Below are 19,345 nucleotides of genomic sequence, written 5' to 3' on the forward strand. Positions count from 1 at the left end.
GCAAAATAGCATTCCCGACCGATGTGCTGGCTCCGGCTTGTACTTCGAAGCGACGCCGGTTCTCAATCTTTGCAGGCGGACTCGAACTGCGGCCCCTGGTCATCGCGCAGCATGAAATAAGTCAGTGATTGCTTGCGGCAACCGCCCATGGGGAGCTGGTATGGCAGTTTCCGCAAATGTGAACGCCATATGGGGCGCAGCCTCCAGATATGCATTTTGTGCATTACAACTCACCGCTGTCGCGTCGAGCCGACACGCGTATTGCATTGACACTCTTGCGACCTTCTTCTAGGACACTCTAGGGGATAAGCTGAAACTCAACAAGGCTGCGCGCTTAAGTGGTGCTGTTTTGATTTAGTCATTCCTCTCGGGGGTGAGACGCTGGTTTCATAGGGTAGGCGGAGCTGTGACGGAAGGCCGGCTAGCGAATCTAACCGAACCGAGGGCAGGGTCCAGGATTCGCTAATGAATAGTAGAAGGCTGATTGATTCCGCAGAAATCAATGTCGCGGAAGACGAGATTTTGACGCCACGGCATCAAAAGGTACCATTTTCTCTGCCTGACATTGGACAGCAAGAAATCGACGCGGTCGTTGAATGCTTACGTTCCGGGTGGCTTACTACCGGTAGCCGCTGCGTAGCTTTCGAACAAGATTTCACGCGTTTCGTTGGTGGGGATGTCGAGTCTCTGGCCGTATCATCATGCACCGCGGGTTTGGAGATCGCGCTCGCGGCGTTCGGGATAGGCGAAGGAGATGAAGTCATCACAAGCGACTTCACCTTCAGCGCAACCGCCATGAGCATCGTCCATGTCGGCGCGAAACCTGTGCTCGCTGATATCGATCCATCTACCCTCAATATCGACATTGCAAAGATCGAGAGTCTGATAACGCCTCGCACCAAAGCGATTATCCCCGTTCATTACGCGGGCTTGGCCTGCGATATGACGGCGATTGGAGATATCGCGCGGCGCCATGGTTTAAGGGTGATTGAGGATGCGGCGCATGCATTGCCAACAACGTGGAATGGCCGAATTATCGGAAACGCCACTTCCGATGCCAGCGTATTCAGCTTTTACGCGACCAAGACGATTACCACTGGCGAAGGAGGCATGATTACGTTCGCAGATCCCGCAGTCGCCAAACGGGCTCGAACGCTGCGCCTGCATGGCATAGATCGTGACATTTTTGCGCGATATAGCGCGGCTGGTAGCAACTCTTGGGGCTACGAGATTGTCGCCCGAGGCTACAAGTCTAATCTAACCGATATTGCGGCAGCGCTTGGTATTGTTCAGTTGAAACGCGCGTGGGATTTCTACAAACGAAGGTCGGCGCTGGTCGATATCTACGACGCCGCGCTCGCTGAATTGCCCATTGTGCGTCCTCCAAGGGCGCCGTCGGGCGACGTTCACGCGAGCCATCTTTATGCGATACGGCTGAATTCGGATGCCGCGATCAGTCGTGATGCCTTCATAGTGGGCATGGCTGAAGCTGGCGTAAATTGCAGCGTTCACTTCATACCTCTCCACCGGCACTCATACTGGCGCAGTTCGCTTGGGGTCTCAGCCGGCATGTTTCCACATTCTCAGCAAGCATTCGAACAGCTCGTTACCCTACCTCTCTTCAATTCAATGACAGACAGCGTCCAGGCCTACGTGATCGAGGCTGCTCGAAGACTCCTTGCTTAGCTTCATATGTCAAAACGTCTCTTTGATCTAACGGCGACCCTTGTCGGACTGTCAGTCTTGGCGATTCCACTGCTCGTACTGGCGGCCATTATCAAATTCTATTCCCCTGGCCCGTTGTTTTTTCGCCAAGTGCGCGCGGGAAGATACGGTCGCCCTTTTCAGATATTGAAATTTCGAACAATGACTCCTCAGCCCGATGCCGTCCGCGAGCTGACCATTGGCGAGGATCCGCGGATAACCTCAATTGGGCGAATTTTGCGAAAGTCAAAACTGGACGAGCTTCCGCAGCTGATAAACGTCCTACGAGGCGACATGAGCTTGGTCGGACCACGGCCTGAGGTGCCTGAGTTCGTGCAGAAATACTCGCCCGCGGATTTTCGAACTGTCCTTTCAGTACGTCCCGGCTTGACAGATTTTGCCTCTATCCGGTTTCGGAATGAAAGTGAGCTTCTCGCGAAGCAATCTGACCCCGTTACTTACTATGAAAACGTAATCGTACCCGCAAAACTGCGATATTCGCGATTCTATGTCCGGCGCGCGAGTGTCCGGCTGGACCTGTACATCATTATATCGACCATTATAACGATAGGACGTGATTTCGCATCGCGATGAATCTGGCGCCTTCCTTGGAGAACCGACTATTGCTCCAAACTATGTCTCAGGAGTTTGTCGAAGTGGCCCAAAGATTACAGCTGCGGCTGCAGAAGAGTCGTCCAGTCTTCCGCAATGCGGCCGACTTGCTAGCTGTGATGGTAGCAATAGCACTACCGTGGTCCACCACTGCGGTCGGAGTATTGGTCGTTCTTTGGCTTGCAGCCGCCGTTCCTACACTTGATCACTCAAAGTGGTGGAAGAACTCCACATCACTGGTCGGGGGGCTGCCTGTACTGCTGTTTCTTTTTGCAACAGCAGCGATGTTCTGGGCGGACGTCAGTTTTTACGACAGGTTTCACGGTCTTCATCCTTATTTTCGCTTGTTGATGATACCGCCACTGCTAACGCAGTTTAGTACCAGCGAGACTGGTCATCGTGTAGTGATCGGCTTTTTGGCCTCCTGCGCTGTCCTTCTCGCCTTGTCTATCGCGACCGCCATTCATCCGTCGATATGGCGCCCCGAGAACCCCGGCGTTCCTGTGAAGGATCAGATTGTCCAGAGCGCTGAATTTGTAATCTGCGCGTTCTCGCTGCTCTATTTCGCCGTTGTGAAATGGAGGCGTGGGCAATATTGGGCCAGCGGCTTCTCGTTGGTAGGCTCCTTGATTTTCATTGGCGACGTGTTGTTTGTCGCGACGTCGCGCACTGAGCTGGTCGCAATGATAGTTTTGACGCTGTTGCTGTTCGTGAAACTGAAGGGCTGGAAGACACTGCCCATTGCTTTGGCTGTCGTGCTGCTCCTGTCGGCAGCCGTCTGGACATCTTCGAGCTACATTCGAGGTCGCGTTCTCCATGGGGTATGGGAGATCAACCAGTTCGAGCTGTTAGACAAGCCCACATCAATCGGACTGCGGCTGGAATGGTGGAGGAAATCCGTTAGCTTTATCGAGAGGGCGCCTCTCGTAGGGAACGGCACTGGATCCACAGAAAAGCTGTTCAAGGAATCTGCGATTGGCAAGAGTGGAGCTCAGTCTGTGGTCATCAGAAACCCACACAATCAAATACTTGCGATCGCAATCCCACTAGGTCTCGTCGGAGTAGTAATCCTGTTGGGCATTTGGATCACTCACGTCTTACTTTTTTGGCGCGATAGTTTGACTGCGTTTGTTGGCCTCGTTGTGACGGCCCAAACTATAGTTGGATGCGTTTTCAACTCTCACCTCTTCGATTTTACTCCTGGATGGATTTACGTTTGGGGAGTTGGAGTCGTCGGGGGCATGGTCCTTACCGACGAAGCTCGCACAGTTTCTCAAAGAGCTGCCGCGCAGGTCGAGCCGACTTCTGCCGACCATCCCGGCAGACGGGGAGTTCTTGCGAATGGGTTGGAAGCTGAGGGTAATGCGATTTCTAGAGTTTAGAAAATTCAAGGCGCCGATTCAGCCGTTGTCAGTGCGAATGGATGCGGCGCGTTGGACTCAAACATAGATTCGTGAACTGACCTCAACCAATGGGTTTGGTTGAACCACCCACTCCACCGCCGGAGTGTAGAGCCAGACCTGCCGTAGCCAGGAATTCGATTGTGGATCGATGTTTGGGCGAATGAAGCGCTATCGGGAGCCCGCCTGGTAAGATTGCTCAAACTCACCACGTAGTCGCAATGTCAGCACGAACTCTTCTTGCAAGACTCGATGCAGATCGGCAGATGCGTTATCAGTAGCCTTCCCTTGTCCCGAACTTCTTCAATTCATTGATTTTATGATGCAGCTTTCGCAATTGAAGCTTCGCAACTTCCTGATCCTAGCCCACGACGCGCTAGCCACGGCGTTCGCCTTGCTGGCAAGCTTCTACATTCGGTTCGATGGAGCTCAGCTAAGTGCGCGGCTGCCGGAGTTACTGCTGGTCCTGCCTTGGTTCGTGCTATTCAGTGTCCTTGTCAGTGGCTTTTCCAACCTGACAACGGCCAAGTGGCGCTTCGTTTCGTTGCCGGATGCGCTGAATATCCTGCGGGTCGCCGCGATACTGACACTTGCGCTCGTGGTGGTGGACTACGTCAGCTTCTTTCCCAGGACGACCTCACACGACTTCGTCTTCCTCGGTCGCGTTACGATTGTTCTGTTTTTCTGTCTCGAAGTGTTCAGCTTGAGCGCGCTGCGTTTGGCCTATCGCTATTTCCGCTATTCCCGAACGCGCCTGCATGCCAACTCCGACAAGGCTGCGCCTGCACTGCTGGTGGGACGCGCCGCGGATGTGGAAGTGGTGGTACGCGGAATAGAAAATGGTGCCATCAAAAGCCTCTGGCCTGTCGGCGTTCTCTCGCCATCGGCCGCGGATCACGGACAGCTGATCCGTACTATTCCGGTGTTGGGCGGGGTCGAGGACATCGACGCTGCCATTCGCGATCTTGAGCATCGCCGTCGACCTATCAAACGTCTTGTAATGACACCCTCCGCCTTCGAGCCGGAGGCGCATCCGGAAACTCTCATGGTGCGAGCCAAACAGCTTGGCCTGATAGTTGGCCGACTGCATTGGCTGGAGAGCGGCAATGCACCTAGGCTCGCCAATGTCGCTGTTGAGGACCTGTTGCTGCGCCCGAGCGAGAAGATCGATTACGCGCAACTTGAGACGTTGATTAAGGGGAAATCGGTCGTTGTGACAGGAGGCGGCGGCTCTATCGGCGCCGAGATCTGCGATCGCGTCGTAACCTTGGGTTCAGCTCGCCTGCTCGTGGTCGAAAATTCTGAACCGGCGCTTTATGCCGTAACCGAAGCGCTGGCTTCTCGTGATAGCAACTCTGCTATCGAGGGACGGATCGCTGACATTAGAGATCGCGAGCGGATCATGCGGCTGATGAGCCAATTCAAACCCGATATAGTCTTCCATGCCGCAGCGCTCAAGCACGTCCCTATCCTCGAGCGCGATTGGAGCGAGGGAGTCAAAACAAACATCTTCGGCTCGGTGAATGTTGCCGATGCCGCTCTGGCCGCCGGCGCAAGGGCCATGGTTATGATCTCGACCGACAAGGCGATCGAGCCGGTATCGATGCTGGGCTTAACCAAGCGGTTCGCAGAAATGTACTGCCAGGCGCTCGACTACGATTTGGCCGCACAGGCGCATATTACACCGCATATGCGGTTGATCTCGGTACGATTCGGGAACGTGCTCGCGTCGAATGGCTCGGTGGTTCCGAAGTTCAAAGCCCAGATCGAGGCCGGAGGTCCAGTCACCGTTACACATCCTGACATGGTCCGATACTTCATGACGATCCGCGAAGCTTGCGACCTCGTACTCACCGCAGCGGCTCATGCGATCACTCCGGCGCGGCCCGACGTCTCTGTTTACGTGCTGAACATGGGACAGCCGGTCAAGATCGTCGAACTCGCCGAGCGCATGATCCGTTTGTCCGGCCTTCAGCCCGGAGTAGATATCGAAATCGTGTTCAGCGGCATTCGTCCCGGAGAGCGGCTGAATGAAACGCTGTTTGCAAGCCAGGAGCCAGCCATAGAGATTGGTGTTGCTGGAATGATGGCGGCTAAGCCTAACCAACCGCCGATGCCGACGCTAGGCAAATGGCTTGCAGCACTGGAAGAGGCAATCGCCAAAGACGATCCCCTCACAATCCGTTCTGTGCTGCAGGATGCGGTCCCCGAATTTGGCGCGATCGAGCATGTTAAACGTGAGTTGGATATTATTGCCGGCAGGAATTGAGATCTGTTTCTCGATGGCTTGGGCTGGCGAGCTATCGGTATAGCTATTTTACGTGGATGATAGCCTTCAACCTCATCCTGAAGGGATGCTCGACGGTTCATTTGCTCAATAGCGATCTCGAATCATTGAAGTGTCGCCTCAAGGCTCTCAGCCGGGGCGCCAAACGATCCGTCCACTGCCTACGAGCGATCGCAGAAAGGAAACGCTCGCGCTCGGGAGGCGCGCCGCGGTGCCAATTTGAAGCGGCCTGGCGCTCACATCGACGGCGAGCCGATGCTCTTAGGTCGCAAGGCGAGACCAAAAGGTTTAAGGTCCCGGCGGCAGGTCAGCTCAATCACACGAGCTGAATTGGACGCTGGGCTCCAGCCGAAACCCGAAATGCAATCGAGGATCCAAGAGGTCAAGAAGGCGGACATGGTGTCGAGAACCAAGCCCACACCTACACAACCCTATTTGATCCTATGGTTCTGGTTCTGTCTTGCTGGTGTTACTTTTCTTTTGCTCCTGACCGCGATGCGGTAGAGCCGCCGCCCTGGACTAGGTACACCGCGAGCAGCCTAATAGAAAACGGCCTTTGCAGCTTACTTGCTATTTGCCGCAGCCCCTAAATTCTGCCTCTTGGCAGAATCAACAGCACTGGAGGCTCCGGCTGAGGTGTCAAAGCCAACGAAAACGTGAGGATCAAAAAAAACTGCCCGCGCGATAATAATTGCGCCAATTAGAGGCCATAGGAAACTCCCAACTATCAATACGAGCAATCCCGACGCGCCCCTGTTCCCGCCGTCCCTATGGCTGGGTAGGTTTTCGCCAAATGGCTCGAACTGATAAAATCTCATAGAGCTTCACTAGTCTGGGATATTCAACCAAGCTGGTTCAGCCAGCGTTTTGAAGATACAGCAGAGGGCAGGCCGCAATGCACTCCGCACTCGTCATCTCATAAGACAAGTCAAGTGTGGCTGTAAAGCACATGAGCAGATGAGTAGGCACTGAGTCGCCCTCAGACTAGGGCCGCGGCTAACCCGCATAAGCTCATTTAGAGGCCCTCCTTCTCGAGAGCGCAACCTATAATAGCGCGTCGCGATTTCGCGACGTCAAGTTTTGTTGTACATTAATCAAGCGTTGGTAACACTTTTAACTCCTGTTTGGTTCGTTCGATGTATTCCTCTAAGAAGGTAAACGGCGACTTCCCACCGAGCCCTTGATGCGGCCGGAGGTGGTTGTAGTGGCGGACGATGGCATAGAGAATACGACGCCTCTCTTCTCGTGAGCTGAAACGGTGTTTTCGGAGGATTTGCTTGAGTGTCTTGATGACCCGTTCGGCCTTCCCGTTGGTCTGCGGACGATATGGTTGTGTGAAGCCTTGCGGTATGCAGAGCTTCTCGCAGAGCTGTTTGAACGCCCCCTTGAACTCCTTCCCGTTGTCGGAGTACATGCGTTCGACCTTGAACGGCAACATCGTGAGTGCTTCGTCGAGCGCGATGGCAGCGGAGTAGCTTGTCTGGTCAGGCAGGATGTCAGCAAAGAGGGTTCGGGAACAATCGTCGATGAATACGTACAGGTACTCCTTCGGCGTCGTGATCGCTTCTCCGGGGATGAGCGGCATGACCGATGAGTCGGTGTGCACCATCTCTCCAGGGTATTTTTTCACGTACCGGTTTTCTCTGAGAGCTCGTTTAGCTAGTCTCTTGGCGATCTTCTTTTCGATCCGCTCAAGCTTCTTGAACCCGTATTCGATCGTGCGGTACCGCAGATTCTTCGATGAGTAATTCTCGAACACTCCGATCTTCGCTTTGCGGAAGACTTCGTACAGGGTCTTTCGCGACACGCGGTAGTACGCTGCGAGGTCGGTGACTTTGTCTCCGTCCCGCCACCGACGATACGCTTCCCGCCGCTGGTACGGCAGCAATTTGGTATTCTTGTGCATGAAAGGCGTGGTTAACGATTAAGGGTGAACACCAAAATCGTACCGCGCCTTTCGCTTTTCAAAGATCAGAAAGTGTCACTAACCCGTAGTATATGTACAGTTTTGTGTAGCAGAGTGCTAATCTAAATTTCCTACCTCCTCTCCGCCTTTCGGAGCTCACTCAACTTCAAAGAACATCATCTGTTTGTCTAGGATGCTGATACTCTCATTCTCTTGACGCGCCGAAAGCCTATTTACGTCGTATGCACATCTTTGTCAGCGTCCACTTTGCTCCGAGATGGCGCTCTCTTCGGCGACTCAGTCAGGGTTGCCGACAAGATGGACCTAAACTCCTTCACTATCTCCGGATGATTGTCGCCGAGATAACGAGCGATCGTGGGCCTGCGCAGTAGCTCCGAGACGTAACGGGCGCCGATCGCGAGATTTAGCATGTCCCGTCCGTAGGATGCCTCCACCTTGGCAGCCTTCTCCTGCACTTCTTTGAGCTCTCGCTCCATACGGGAAAGGTCCGTTAGCGTCACCACGGCTGGAACGCCGCGCTTCTGAGGTTGCATACGACCCTCATCCGACGTTGCCGTGAGTAGGGCTCTTGCATATGACGACGAGTAGTTCGAAGCGGCGACCATTAATTCGCAGGCTTCGATCTGGCGCGCTTCCCGCATCTTCCGCAGGACGTCGAATGTGACTGGATTAACCGGCTTGTCACTCAACAGATGAACAGCTTGCCTGCAGATCCCTCGCAGCATCCTCCGGCGCCCCTTGATATGCGAAATATTCACATTGAGGGCCCTGGCAATGCTGTCTTCGGACACGCCGCGCTCGATGGCACGCAGGATCATGACTTGCTCCTGCACGACCGAGAGCCGGATAGCCTTCTTGTTGTATGTGTAGGCTTCATCGTCGAGCGCCAGCAGGCATTCGGTTTCGGTCTCGCCTCTGGCCTCCAGAATGTCCCGCTTCAAAGCTCCATCCAACAGCATGTACCGGCCATGCCGGTCCGGCTTGTGAAAGACAACAGGTGGCTCGATGATGCCGATCTCGTCAATTGAGGCAGCAATTACCTTGTATTTGTGCGAGCGCCGGATGCGGTCGGTCACCTGTTTGAGCGGTAGCAGGGATTTGAGCGGCAGAACCACTAGCTCGAGCTCAAACGCCAGTCGAAGAATAGGCCTTTCCGTCATGAGCCACTCGCTGACATCAAGCGCAAAACCGGCAGGGGAATTTTGTCTAGCCCTTCTTCGCGTAGGAGCGACGTAAACATGCGCTCGCTCATCAGCATTTTGAGCCCATTGATCAGTAAGACGAGACGCGCGTGTGTGAGATCGGACTTCTTTGCCACGATCTCCTGGCGCTCGGTCTCCCGCCGAAAGGTGCGAACCAGGGACGCAGCATTGATCGTCTCGTCCGCAAACTGAGCCTTCATGGATTTGCGATGGCGCTGCTCGACGAGCTTACGTAGCTTTGCGATCTGTTTGCTCGTATGCTTCTCGTTCACGAAGGCCTCTAGCAGCGCTCCTTGCAACTTGGGCGTCCTGGCCCTGGCGATCTCGACAGCGAGAGTTGGCGGCACGATGCCTCGTTCAACCGCGCTGATGAGCCTGTCTTCACCATGCTTGCTCAGATAGGCGACAGCCCGCGCGAAGTCCTCCGTGACCCCGAGCTTCAGTGCAATATCCGGTGCCCGGTAGCTCTTGGCGAGCCGGCCGATATCGCGAACGAGTTCGATCGGCGAGTGCCGGCGGCGCGCGATGTTTTCGACCAAGCTCATCAGGATGCACTGCTCGGTCGATGCTTCGACCAAGATCGCAGGAATTCCGACTTGACCCAGGGCCGAAACTGCCTCCATGCGCGTTTGGCCGCATGCCAAATCGTATTCGTTCGCCATTTCCCGCTTGCTTACAGTAATTGGTCGCTTCAGGCCGATCGTCTCAATGCTTTTGACAATCTCCTTCAATCGGGCGCGGCTGCGGTTTCGCGGATTGAGCACCTGAATTGCAGCGATGGGTATGGACTCGATCTTACGATGACGCTTCACGCTGTACTCCCTTCGTCATAACCGGCGCATAGGCAGCAGAACGCATCGAGAGTGTCGTAGCGGCAGGCCTGAGAAAAGACAGGGTTTGAAATGCGCAGCACGCTGCCCTTTGTCTGCGAAAGATCGCGGGTCGACAGCAAGTAGCATGACGCTATCGCGTCATTGGAGGCGTCCATTCGCACAATCAGCGTAAGTTCGGCGTTCGCCCGTCTATCGGCGTAGATCGTCCAGCGCACGCGTTCCGCGCCGCTGGTCACGGCCCGAGCCGAGCCGATCGCGATCCGGCAACCATCATCCAAGCAGAGGATGCCGGTTTTGCCTTCGTGAACGGCCACACCGCCGAGAGCGTTGATCCTGGCCGCAACGTCGTCGGCCATTGTGATCATACGGTTGCGGAACCTGGCGGTCGTCTCGGCGCGGCGTTGATATGCCTTGGGCTGATAGCCGGCCAACGCATAGGCGGCGACGAGGGACCCGAAACGGCGCCTATAGCTTTCGGCCGACAGGATCCCGTCGGCCCCGGCGATGATCGCCGCGGAGAGATGGCCCTTTTCGCGCCCTAAAGCAGCAAGGCGATCGATGGCCTCCTGGTTGCTGCGTTGCTCACGACGGGCGCGCATGATCTCCTGCACGCGATTGAACAGCTCAACTGACACGATGGCAGGAAAGGCATTGTCGTATCTGACCCACATGTCGCGGGGATTCTTGACGCGGCGCTGCTTTAGCTTGAAAGAGGCGCGGTTGAAGATAAGGCTGCCGGTGTAGGTCTCATTGGCAAGAATCGTCCGGATCGTTTCGCGATCCCAGTGCCGGCCGCGTGTGGTGCGGATATGCTCTGCATTTAGCTCCGCTGCAATGTCACCGGGATACTTCCCTTCATACGCGATCGCATTGAACATGCGCCTGACGGTATCAACCTCGGCATCAGGTCCGTGAACGATCCTTATCCGATCGGTCTGAAGGTATTTTTGCTGTCCATATTCGAGCGTCCGCCTGATAGCTCCATTTTCTTCGACGAGCTGCCGCCGGAGCCCGTAGCCCGGCATGCCGCCGCGCGCAAATCCCATCCGCACGATGCGCGACTGGCCAAGAAATACCTTCTTGGAGAGTCCACGGCTGAAATCTGCGGCTGCGGCTCTCTTGTTCACCTTGAGAATGCTGGACGCGAAGCTTCCGTCATTCTCGAACTCTTCGGCGCAATAATGAATGGCAATCCCGGCTCGCTTGCAGATGAACTCGTAGTAGGCGCTTTCATCAACGTCCTGAAAGCGTCCCCAGCGGCTGACATCATAGACGAGAATGCAATCGAAGTCGGCGCGACCACCTTCTACATCGGCAATCAGCGCTTTGAGGCCGTCGCGCCATCCGATGGCAAGGCCGCTGAGCCCCTCGTCCGAATAAGTCCTCACGATCGTCAGATCGCGGCTCTGTGCGTAACCGGCAATGACTTCGGCCTGGTTCTCGGTCGAATATCGCTGATTATCGGTGGACATACGCACATATTGCGCGGCCCGAAGAGACGGCGCGGCGGGTCCGGAGGCAATCGCCCACGCGTCAGGCATGACGAGCCCACCTTGAGACGGTCAGATCAAAGGACCGGCTTGCGCGAGCCAGAATAGCAGGCAAATCCAAGCGGGCCGTTTACGTGATACGGTTGACTTAATGCTCAGATGAATCAAACACCGCTACAGATGTTCGAATACTTTCACCATCCTACACTCGGTGACGCCCACCTCGACAGCTCGCTCCTGTGCCGTAGATGGACAATATCGACGTGGTCGAACCTTCGATGGGCTGAACGCAACGCTAATCGCCTGCCGACTATGCTGCGGCAAGCCGAACGCATTGCTGCTCGCTATTGTTGCCATTTCAAAAAAGCCCTCGCGAGAGCGAGGGCTGGACAAACAGTGTCCAAGTCAATTCCGCCCTGATCGGGCGCCTAACTGCACATGCAATCCGGCAGGCCATCCGATGGTCCCCACAACGGTACTCCTCCTGCTGGAGCATCGATCCGCTGCGTCCAGATGGGAGGCGGTCATTTCTTGCTCTATTCAGTACTCGCTAGCGAGCATCAGCGTGAGCACACGCGTGGTCCGCTCGGGATCGCTCGGATCTTCTGAGCCGCACTTCATATCCTTGTCGTAGTAGTCGATCTTCCAGAAGAACTTCCGCCCGACGAGGTCAAAGCTTCCGAAGTCGTGTTCGCTATACGGATCGTTCTCCTCCGTAAATCCGGAGAAGTCCGCGACCTTACGCAGCGCCTCGGCCTTTAGGCAGTCCGGTAGCTCTGCAACGCCGATCGTCATCATGATCTTGCCGCCGCGGAACGTCTGCCTGAAGGCGTCGTTGAGAATGGCGATCTTATTCATCATCGCGCTCCTCCGCGTCTTCACTCCTGTACGGGGACATGTGGCGGACGCCGCAATGCGGACAATCCTCGTCGCATTGCGCGGTCCATACGTTGCTCCACTCGCGGCCACATTCTGCGCAGTGGTAGTAGTTTCGGACTTGCATCGTCGGCCTCCTAGATCAGGCCGGCGAGCACGAGCACTGACACGAGGGTGTTGCCACCGCACGCCTCGCAGAAACCTTGATCTTGATCGGGCTCCATCTCCGCGGTGTGGTCACATCCCTCCGTCATGCAGATGGCTGGACACATGGTGTCGGCTAGCGCCGGAAGCGAGAAGATGGATCGCATGCCGCCAGACGTGACACGCTTTGCTCGCACGGATCATCGCAACGGCGATGTGACCTTTCACGGTCGCGCATCAATACCTTCATCAATTAGAGCCGAACGTCCGCCACGCCATTTTGGGAAATGTTGGCACGATTGTTTCCTTTCGAGTGGGAACAGAGGACGCGACGTATCTGGCGCGAGAATTCCAAGATCGATTTGTCGAGATTGATTTCTTGCAGTTGCCGAACTATCGGATCTACTTAAAACTCATGATCGACGGGATGCCGTCGCTCCCCTTCAGTGCTATTACGCTCGAACCCGATATCCAGGCTCATGGCCGGACAGATAGGTGCTGATCAGCGAGCCGCAAGCTGGAGCGATCGGTGGTGCATTCGAGACGCCGTATCATAGTAAGCGCTCCAGTTTCCTAGATTGAAGATAGAGCCTGCCAACGCGCCAACAAGCTTGTGCTGCTTTGCTAAGCGCCTCAACACGACGATGTCGTCGATTTGCAAACTGTTCGACCGAGCGACTTTCTTCATTGAGCGGTATTCGTTGACGAATTCCGCCCTCAAGAGCATTCGTCCGAAGACCTTCACGAACGGCATGGATATTGCTGGTTTGCCCTTCGCTGATCCCCGCAATTCATCTAACCAATACAAGCCGCTTTCGATAAGCCTCATACTCAGGACCTCACCGGTTGGCGAATAAAGGCCCGCGCTGTTCGGATCCAGTTCGATCATCTGCACTATCGAGACCTGAACTTTCGAACGACATTTCATAAGCAGTTCTGTGGATGAAGCCGATCCCCACGTCACAGATGTTGGCATCACGGGCAGTGTGTCGGAGACACCAAACCTCTCATCAAAATTCCACGGTCCGAATTTCCGCTCGTTGTGGAGCCGATTGTGGAGATCGTAGAACAGCTCTAGGAACGCACACGGAAAGAGCGTGCGCGCTTCGTAATTTTGAAAGCTTGGCCCAATCACGCCAAACGAAAATGGTCGTCTGAGTGGAATGCCGTGCCGATTTCAGCCCCCATCGCGGACAAAGAGTTTTTAGATCGTTTGGACAGGCGAGAGCACCGCTCGGCTCGGGGGATGCACTTGATGTAGAGATCACCTACAGGCAGCTGTTCGATTCGGTGCTCGGCGTGCATGTGAACGATGCCAACAGCTTCAAAGTTACTCGTGTGATCCGGCCGGTGCCCCGCGAAGTTCAACGACGATTGTGAGATTGCAAAACGCGACGTGATTTGCTCTAACTTCCGGTACGGGCGGTACTATATCGCGTGCCAAAACCGTGCCACGCCGATTTGACTGAGGCGGAAAAAACAAGCAATCTCAAGGGATTGCGGGCGTAGTTCAATGGTAGAACGGCAGCTTCCCAAGCTGCATACGAGGGTTCGATTCCCTTCGCCCGCTCCAAGCCTCCCCGATAGCATTTCCATTTGATCCAGCCGCGAGCCGCACACGCGCTGCCCAATGATTCTAATATATTAGCTCCTCGCTCCCGGCACGCGCGCCTCGCCAGTCTTAAGCTTCTCTCGCCCTGACGGGTGCGGTCCTCCTGTCGGCAATGTTCGGATGAAAGCCATGGACCAGCAGAAACTCGACCGCGCGATCGGTCGTCGCCTGAAGACGCTGCGGACGCAGGCCGGCATGACGTTGAACGAGCTTGCGGCGCGGTCCGGCGTCAGCCGGGCCATGATCGGGCGGGTGGAGCGGGCCCAGAGCAGTGCGACGGCTGCGCTGCTCGGAAGGCTCTGCGCCGCGCTCGACGTGTCGCTGAGCGATGTCGTTGCGCTGGCCGAGAAGCCGCCCGAGCGGCTGGTGCGGCTCGCCGACCAGCCGCACTGGCGCGATCCCGAGAGCGGCTATCGCAGGCGGCACGCCTCGCCGACGGATGCGGCGAGCGGCATCGAGATCATCGTCGTCGACCTGCCGGCCGGCGCGCGGGTGCCGTACAGCCCCTGGGGCCGCAACGCCTTCACCCAGCAGCTCTTGATGCTGGAGGGCGCGATCGTCGTGCATATCGATGCCAAGGCGGTGCGGCTGCGCGAGGGCGATTGTCTGGATTTCGACGTGATGCGCGCAGTGATCTTCGAGAACGAAACGAGGCAGGACGCGCGCTACGTCATCATCACGCGGCGTGGCGCCTCCTATGGGAAGATGTGAGATCATGGAGTGGAGATCCTGACGATGCAGATCCGCACCGGCGACACCTATGATCCCCGCGTGATCGCGCTGCTCGATCATCACGTCACGGCGGCGCGGGCGCAGACCGCGCCGGGCAGCGCGCATGCGCTCGATCTGGCCGGTCTGCGTGCACGCGACGTCGCATTCTGGACCGGCTGGGACGGCGAGACGCTGGTCGCTACCGGCGCGTTGAAGACGCTTTCGACGAGCCACGGCGAGGTGAAGTCGATGCACACGCTTCAGGCCACGCGCCGGCGCGGCTTTGGCGGCCGGATGCTCCGCCACATCATCACCGAGGCCCGCGCGCGAAGCATGAGCCGGCTCAGCCTCGAGACCGGCTCGTGGGATTATTTCAAGCCGGCGCACGCGCTCTACCAGGCGCATGGCTTCGTCGCCTGCGGCCCGTTCGAGGGCTATGTCGAGGACCCCAACAGCCTGTTCCTGACGCTGGACCTCACCACCGGCTGAGCCTGTCGCCTGGCGCGAGGCGCATCCAGCGTCAACCTCTTCGCGCTGTTCCGGGGAGCTGCGGCGGCTGGAAAAACGACCCCGCGCCCCTCAAAATGAGTTGCGTACCTCAAAATACCTCTGCTAGCCTTCAGCCATGGCCGAGACGCTCACTCCGACTGCGCTGACCCTGAAGGATATCGCCCGTGAGGCCGGCGTCAGCCTCGCGACGGTGGACCGCGTCCTGCACAACAGGCCGGGGGTGCGCCCGGACACGGTCCGGCGCGTCAAGGCGGCGATCGAGCGCAACTCGTTCCAGCCGCATGTAGCCGCCGCCGAGCTCGCTCGCGGCCGTGCCCGCCGCTTCGCTTTCGTGATGCCGTCGGGGCCGAACCCGTTCATGCAGCAGATCGAGGCCTATCTCGGCGAAATGTCGGCCTGGCTCTCGGCCCGCCGCCTCAATGTCGAGATGGTCGCAACTGATGTGTTCGACCCCTCCGCGCTCGCGGCGTCGCTGGAGGCGTTGTCGGGAGACTACGACGGCGTTGCCGTGGTGGCGCTGGACCATCCCGGCGTTCGCGCCGCTATCAACGATCTCGTCGATGCCGGCACCAAGGTCGTGACGCTGGTCTCGGACGTGCCGTCCTCGCGCCGGCACCATTATGTCGGGATCGACAACATCGCGGCGGGGCGTACTGCCGGCGCGCTGGTCGGGCGGCTGGTCGGCCAAAGGTCCGGCAAGGTTGCGATCGTCGCGGGATCGCAGGGCCTGCGCGACCATGCCGAGCGCATCTTCGGTTTCAACCAGGTGATAGCGACGGAATTCCCCGACCTCGGCGTTCTGCCGGTGCTGGAAGGGCGCGACGAGGACGATCGTTCGGAGCAACTGCTCGGGCGGCTGCTCGGCAGCCATGCCGACATTGTCGGTCTTTATAACGTCGGTGCCGGCACGCAAGGCGTCGCCAACGCACTGAACGCCAAGGCGTCGGGCGAGGTCGGTCGCGACAAGCAGGTGGTGTTCGTCGGACACGACGTCACGGCGCTGACGCGCCGACTGCTGCTGCAGGGCGTGATGGATGCTGCGATCTCGCAGAACCCCGGACATGAAGCGCGCGCGGCCGTGCGCGTGCTGCTGGCGCTCGCCCGCGGCGAGCCGATCCTGCGCGAGCAAGAGAAGATCAGGATCGACATCGTGATGCGGGACAATCTGCCTTAGCGGCGGGTGGATTTCGAACGGGCTCGTTGCGGGGAAAGCGACGCAAGATCGCGCACTGCAGCAGGTGAAAGGGAGGATGGCGTGTATCTCGGGACCGACATCGGCACATCCGGTGTGAAAGCGGTGCTCGTGAGCGAAGCCGGCGCGGTTGTCGCGACGGCGGCGCGCGAGCTTGCGCTGTCGCACCCAGCGCCGCTGTGGTCCGAGCAGGATCCCGATGCCTGGGTCGATGCGGCCATCGGCGCAATCGACGATCTCGCCGCGCGCCAGCCGCGCGAGATCGCACAGGTTCGTGGCATCGGGCTGTCAGGTCAGATGCATGGCGCGACGCTGCTCGGCGAGGACGGCCGGCCGCTGCGTCCGGCCATCCTCTGGAACGACGGTCGCTCGCAGGCCGAATGCGTTGCGCTGGAGCGGCGCTGTCCTTCGCTGCACACGATCACCGGCAATCTGGCGATGCCCGGCTTCACCGCCCCGAAATTGTTGTGGGTCGCGCGGCACGAACCCGGGATCTTCGACCGCGTGGCAAAGGTGCTGTTGCCGAAGGCCTATGTCCGCTATCGCCTCACCGGCGAGATGGTCGAGGACATGTCGGATGCGGCCGGCACGCTGTGGCTGGATGTCGGCTTGCGTCGCTGGTCGGCTCTGCTGCTGCATGCCACCGGGCTCGATCTGCACCACATGCCGCGCCTGGTCGAGGGCAGCGATGTGAGCGCGGTGCTCGCGCCGGACTACGCGCGGCGCTGGGGCATGGGGAACGATGTCGTGGTCGCGGGCGGTGCCGGCGACAATGCGGCCAGCGCGATGGGGCTCGGCGCCATCGCGCCGGGCGACGCCTTCCTGTCGTTGGGAACGTCGGGTGTCCTGTTCCGCGTCACCGATCGCTTCGCCCCGGCGCCGGCATCAGTCGTGCATGCCTTCTGTCATGCGCTGCCCGGCCTCTGGCACCAGATGGGCGTGATGCTGTCGGCCGCGGCTTCGCTCGCGTGGCTCGCAGGCGTGATGGAGACGCCGGCTACAGCGCTGCTGGCGCCGCTCGGCGAGCGCGTCGACGGACCAAGCCCGATCAGATTCCTGCCCTATCTCGATGGCGAGCGCACGCCGCACAACGATGCTGCTGCCAGCGGCGCTTTCGTCGGCTTGCGCGGTGCGACCGGCCGGAGCCAGATCGTCCAGGCCGTGCTCGAGGGCGTCGCCTTTGCCGCGCGCGACAATCTGGCGGCGCTGGGCGCGGCGAGTGGGCCGATTGCCGAGGTCGATCTCGTCGGCGGCGGCGCGCGCTCGGCGCTGTGGGCGCAGATCTGCGCCGACGTGCTCGGCATTCCCGTCCACCGCGTCGAGGAAGGCGAGGTCGGAGCCGCGCTCGGCGCCGCGCGGCTCGCCCGGCTTGCCGCGACCGGCGAAGATCCCGCGGAGGCCTGCAGCCGTCCGCGGCGGCTCGCGAGCTTTATGCCCCGTGCATCGGTCGCTTCGGCCTATGACGAGGCCTATCGGCGGTGGCGCGCGCTTTATCCAGCATTGAAGGAGTCTCTCAGGTGAACGCGTCAGCCAAATTCTTCGATGCAAGCGCACCTGTCGCCTTTGCCGGCAAGGGTGCGGAAAACGCACCCGCCTTCCGCTGGTACGACAAGGACCGGCTCGTGCACGGCCGCAGGCTCGAGGATCATTTGCGCTTCGCGGTCTGCTATTGGCATTCCTTCTGCTGGCCGGGCGGCGATCCCTTCGGGGGCGAGACGTTCCTGCGGCCCTGGCACCACGGCGCCGACGCGATGGCGATGGCGCGCACCAAGGCCGATGTCGCCTTCGAGCTGTTCCGCCTGCTCGACGTGCCGTTCTTCACCTTCCACGACGTCGACGCGGCGCCAGAAGGCGGCTCGCTTGCGGAGTCCGTTGCCAACCTCAACGCGATCGCCGATCTGTTCGAGCAGAAGATGGCCTCCGCGAAGGTGCGCCTGCTCTGGGGCACCGCCAATCTGTTCGCGCATCGCCGCTACATGGCGGGCGCCGCGACCAATCCTGACCCCGACATCTTCACCTACGCCGCCGGCCAGGTCCGCGCCGCGCTGGAGGTGACGCACCGGCTCGGCGGCCAGAACTACGTGCTGTGGGGCGGCCGCGAGGGCTACGAGACACTGCTCAACACCGATCTCAGGCGCGAGCTCGATCAGCTCGGCCGCTTTGTCTCGCTTGTCGTCGAGCACAAGCACAAGATCGGTTTCAAGGGCCCGATCCTGATCGAGCCGAAGCCGAAGGAGCCGACCAAGCATCAATATGATTTCGACGTCGCCACCTGCTACGGCTTCCTCGCGCGCTATGATCTCCTGAACGACGTCAAGCTGAACATCGAGCAGAATCACGCCATCCTCGCCGGCCACTCCTTCCATCACGAGGTCGCGCTCGCCGAGGCGCTCGGCGTGTTCGGCTCGCTCGACATCAACCGCGGCGACGACCTGCTCGGCTGGGACACCGACCAGTTCGCGATGAATGTGGGCGAGCTCGCGCTGGTGTTTCACGAGATACTGAACCGCGGCGGATTCACCTCGGGCGGGCTCAACTTCGACGCCAAGATCCGCCGTCAGTCGATCGACCCCGACGATCTGATCCATGCCCATGTCGGCTCGATGGATGCCTGCGCACGCGCGTTCCTCGCTGCTGCCGACATGATCGACGCCGCCGTCCTCACTGCGCCGCTTGCGAAGCGTTACGACGGATGGACCGGCGCCGAGGGCCGCGCCATTCTCGGCGGCCAGCGCTCGCTCGCCGATCTCGCCGACCGTGCGATGAGTCCCGGCTTCGACCCGCAGGCGCGCTCGGGTCGGCAGGAATATCTGGAATCGCTCGTCAATCGCTATGTCTGAGGAAG

15 protein-coding genes and 1 tRNA gene are annotated in these 19,345 nt (G+C 58.7%); 10 read left to right on the forward strand and 6 right to left on the reverse strand.

What is annotated here, in order from left to right; translation table 11 throughout:
* The first annotated feature begins 465 nt into the window (after positions 1–465).
* The 4 genes from XH87_RS08055 to XH87_RS08065 all read left to right on the forward strand — a co-directional run bounded on the left by XH87_RS08055 (position 466) and on the right by XH87_RS08065 (position 5,985).
* Positions 466–1,686 carry a DegT/DnrJ/EryC1/StrS family aminotransferase gene (locus tag XH87_RS08055; RefSeq protein WP_271586838.1) on the forward strand — a complete coding sequence of 407 codons (1,221 nt, stop codon included), beginning with the start codon at positions 466–468 and terminating at the stop codon, positions 1,684–1,686.
* A gap of 6 nt (positions 1,687–1,692) precedes the next feature.
* Entirely contained in the window at positions 1,693–2,298 is a 606-nt protein-coding gene (locus XH87_RS36710; protein WP_442868243.1) for a sugar transferase, read from the forward strand.
* A gap of 62 nt (positions 2,299–2,360) precedes the next feature.
* Entirely contained in the window at positions 2,361–3,698 is a 1,338-nt protein-coding gene (locus tag XH87_RS08060; RefSeq protein WP_271586839.1) for an O-antigen ligase family protein, read from the forward strand.
* Between the two features lie 337 nt (positions 3,699–4,035).
* On the forward strand, positions 4,036–5,985 hold the full coding sequence (locus tag XH87_RS08065) for an SDR family NAD(P)-dependent oxidoreductase (RefSeq protein ID WP_271586840.1): 1,950 nt from the start codon (positions 4,036–4,038) through the stop codon (positions 5,983–5,985).
* 1,108 nt (positions 5,986–7,093) lie between these two features.
* Here the strand turns inward: XH87_RS08065 and XH87_RS08070 are convergent.
* The 6 genes from XH87_RS08070 to XH87_RS08095 all read right to left on the reverse strand — a co-directional run bounded on the left by XH87_RS08070 (position 7,094) and on the right by XH87_RS08095 (position 13,364).
* Positions 7,094–7,909 carry an integrase core domain-containing protein gene (locus XH87_RS08070; RefSeq protein WP_271586841.1) on the reverse strand — a complete coding sequence of 272 codons (816 nt, stop codon included), beginning with the start codon at positions 7,907–7,909 and terminating at the stop codon, positions 7,094–7,096.
* A gap of 233 nt (positions 7,910–8,142) precedes the next feature.
* Positions 8,143–9,090, reverse strand: a complete 948-nt coding sequence (locus XH87_RS08075) for a plasmid partitioning protein RepB C-terminal domain-containing protein (protein WP_271586842.1) — start codon at positions 9,088–9,090, stop codon at positions 8,143–8,145.
* Positions 9,087–9,944 (reverse strand): ParB/RepB/Spo0J family partition protein, encoded by an 858-nt coding sequence (locus XH87_RS08080; RefSeq protein ID WP_271586843.1) that lies wholly within the window; start codon positions 9,942–9,944, stop codon positions 9,087–9,089. The genes XH87_RS08075 and XH87_RS08080 overlap by 4 nt, the downstream gene beginning before the upstream one ends.
* Positions 9,941–11,506, reverse strand: a complete 1,566-nt coding sequence (locus XH87_RS08085; RefSeq protein WP_271586844.1) for a recombinase family protein — start codon at positions 11,504–11,506, stop codon at positions 9,941–9,943. The genes XH87_RS08080 and XH87_RS08085 overlap by 4 nt, the downstream gene beginning before the upstream one ends.
* A 489-nt stretch (positions 11,507–11,995) precedes the next feature.
* Positions 11,996–12,313 (reverse strand): DUF3768 domain-containing protein, encoded by a 318-nt coding sequence (locus XH87_RS08090; protein WP_271586845.1) that lies wholly within the window; start codon positions 12,311–12,313, stop codon positions 11,996–11,998.
* 664 nt (positions 12,314–12,977) lie between these two features.
* Entirely contained in the window at positions 12,978–13,364 is a 387-nt protein-coding gene (locus tag XH87_RS08095) for a hypothetical protein (protein WP_271586846.1), read from the reverse strand.
* A gap of 610 nt (positions 13,365–13,974) precedes the next feature.
* On the opposite strand from XH87_RS08095, the gene XH87_RS08100 reads away from it, so the two are divergent.
* From XH87_RS08100 to xylA, 6 genes are all read left to right on the forward strand, one after another.
* A tRNA-Gly gene (locus XH87_RS08100) sits at positions 13,975–14,048 on the forward strand.
* 168 nt (positions 14,049–14,216) lie between these two features.
* On the forward strand, positions 14,217–14,798 hold the full coding sequence (locus XH87_RS08105) for a helix-turn-helix domain-containing protein (RefSeq protein WP_271586847.1): 582 nt from the start codon (positions 14,217–14,219) through the stop codon (positions 14,796–14,798).
* A gap of 24 nt (positions 14,799–14,822) precedes the next feature.
* Positions 14,823–15,287, forward strand: coding sequence for a GNAT family N-acetyltransferase (locus XH87_RS08110; RefSeq protein ID WP_199763036.1), 465 nt, complete (start codon positions 14,823–14,825; stop codon positions 15,285–15,287).
* A gap of 136 nt (positions 15,288–15,423) precedes the next feature.
* Positions 15,424–16,482, forward strand: a complete 1,059-nt coding sequence (locus XH87_RS08115; RefSeq protein WP_271586848.1) for a LacI family DNA-binding transcriptional regulator — start codon at positions 15,424–15,426, stop codon at positions 16,480–16,482.
* A gap of 81 nt (positions 16,483–16,563) precedes the next feature.
* A complete protein-coding gene (gene xylB / locus XH87_RS08120; RefSeq protein WP_271586849.1) occupies positions 16,564–18,021 on the forward strand; it encodes a xylulokinase in 1,458 nt (485 codons plus the stop codon).
* Entirely contained in the window at positions 18,018–19,340 is a 1,323-nt protein-coding gene (gene xylA / locus XH87_RS08125) for a xylose isomerase (RefSeq protein WP_271586850.1), read from the forward strand. Before xylB ends, xylA begins: the two co-directional genes overlap by 4 nt.
* The last annotated feature ends 5 nt before the right edge of the window (positions 19,341–19,345 follow it).

It is taken from the genome of Bradyrhizobium sp. CCBAU 53415, from assembly GCF_028128735.1.
In the GTDB taxonomy this organism is placed as follows: Bacteria; Pseudomonadota; Alphaproteobacteria; order Rhizobiales; family Xanthobacteraceae; genus Bradyrhizobium.

Coding starts and splice junctions, on each gene's coding strand:
- XH87_RS08055 (WP_271586838.1), top strand. CDS start 466: ATGAATAGTAGAAGGCTGATTGATTCCGCAGAAATCAATGTCGCGGAA.
- XH87_RS36710 (WP_442868243.1), top strand. CDS start 1,693: ATGTCAAAACGTCTCTTTGATCTAACGGCGACCCTTGTCGGACTGTCA.
- XH87_RS08065 (WP_271586840.1), top strand. CDS start 4,036: ATGATGCAGCTTTCGCAATTGAAGCTTCGCAACTTCCTGATCCTAGCC.
- XH87_RS08070 (WP_271586841.1), bottom strand. CDS start 7,909: ATGCACAAGAATACCAAATTGCTGCCGTACCAGCGGCGGGAAGCGTAT.
- XH87_RS08075 (WP_271586842.1), bottom strand. CDS start 9,090: ATGACGGAAAGGCCTATTCTTCGACTGGCGTTTGAGCTCGAGCTAGTG.
- XH87_RS08085 (WP_271586844.1), bottom strand. CDS start 11,506: ATGCCTGACGCGTGGGCGATTGCCTCCGGACCCGCCGCGCCGTCTCTT.
- XH87_RS08090 (WP_271586845.1), bottom strand. CDS start 12,313: ATGAATAAGATCGCCATTCTCAACGACGCCTTCAGGCAGACGTTCCGC.
- XH87_RS08095 (WP_271586846.1), bottom strand. CDS start 13,364: ATGATCGAACTGGATCCGAACAGCGCGGGCCTTTATTCGCCAACCGGT.
- XH87_RS08105 (WP_271586847.1), top strand. CDS start 14,217: ATGGACCAGCAGAAACTCGACCGCGCGATCGGTCGTCGCCTGAAGACG.
- XH87_RS08110 (WP_199763036.1), top strand. CDS start 14,823: ATGCAGATCCGCACCGGCGACACCTATGATCCCCGCGTGATCGCGCTG.
- XH87_RS08115 (WP_271586848.1), top strand. CDS start 15,424: ATGGCCGAGACGCTCACTCCGACTGCGCTGACCCTGAAGGATATCGCC.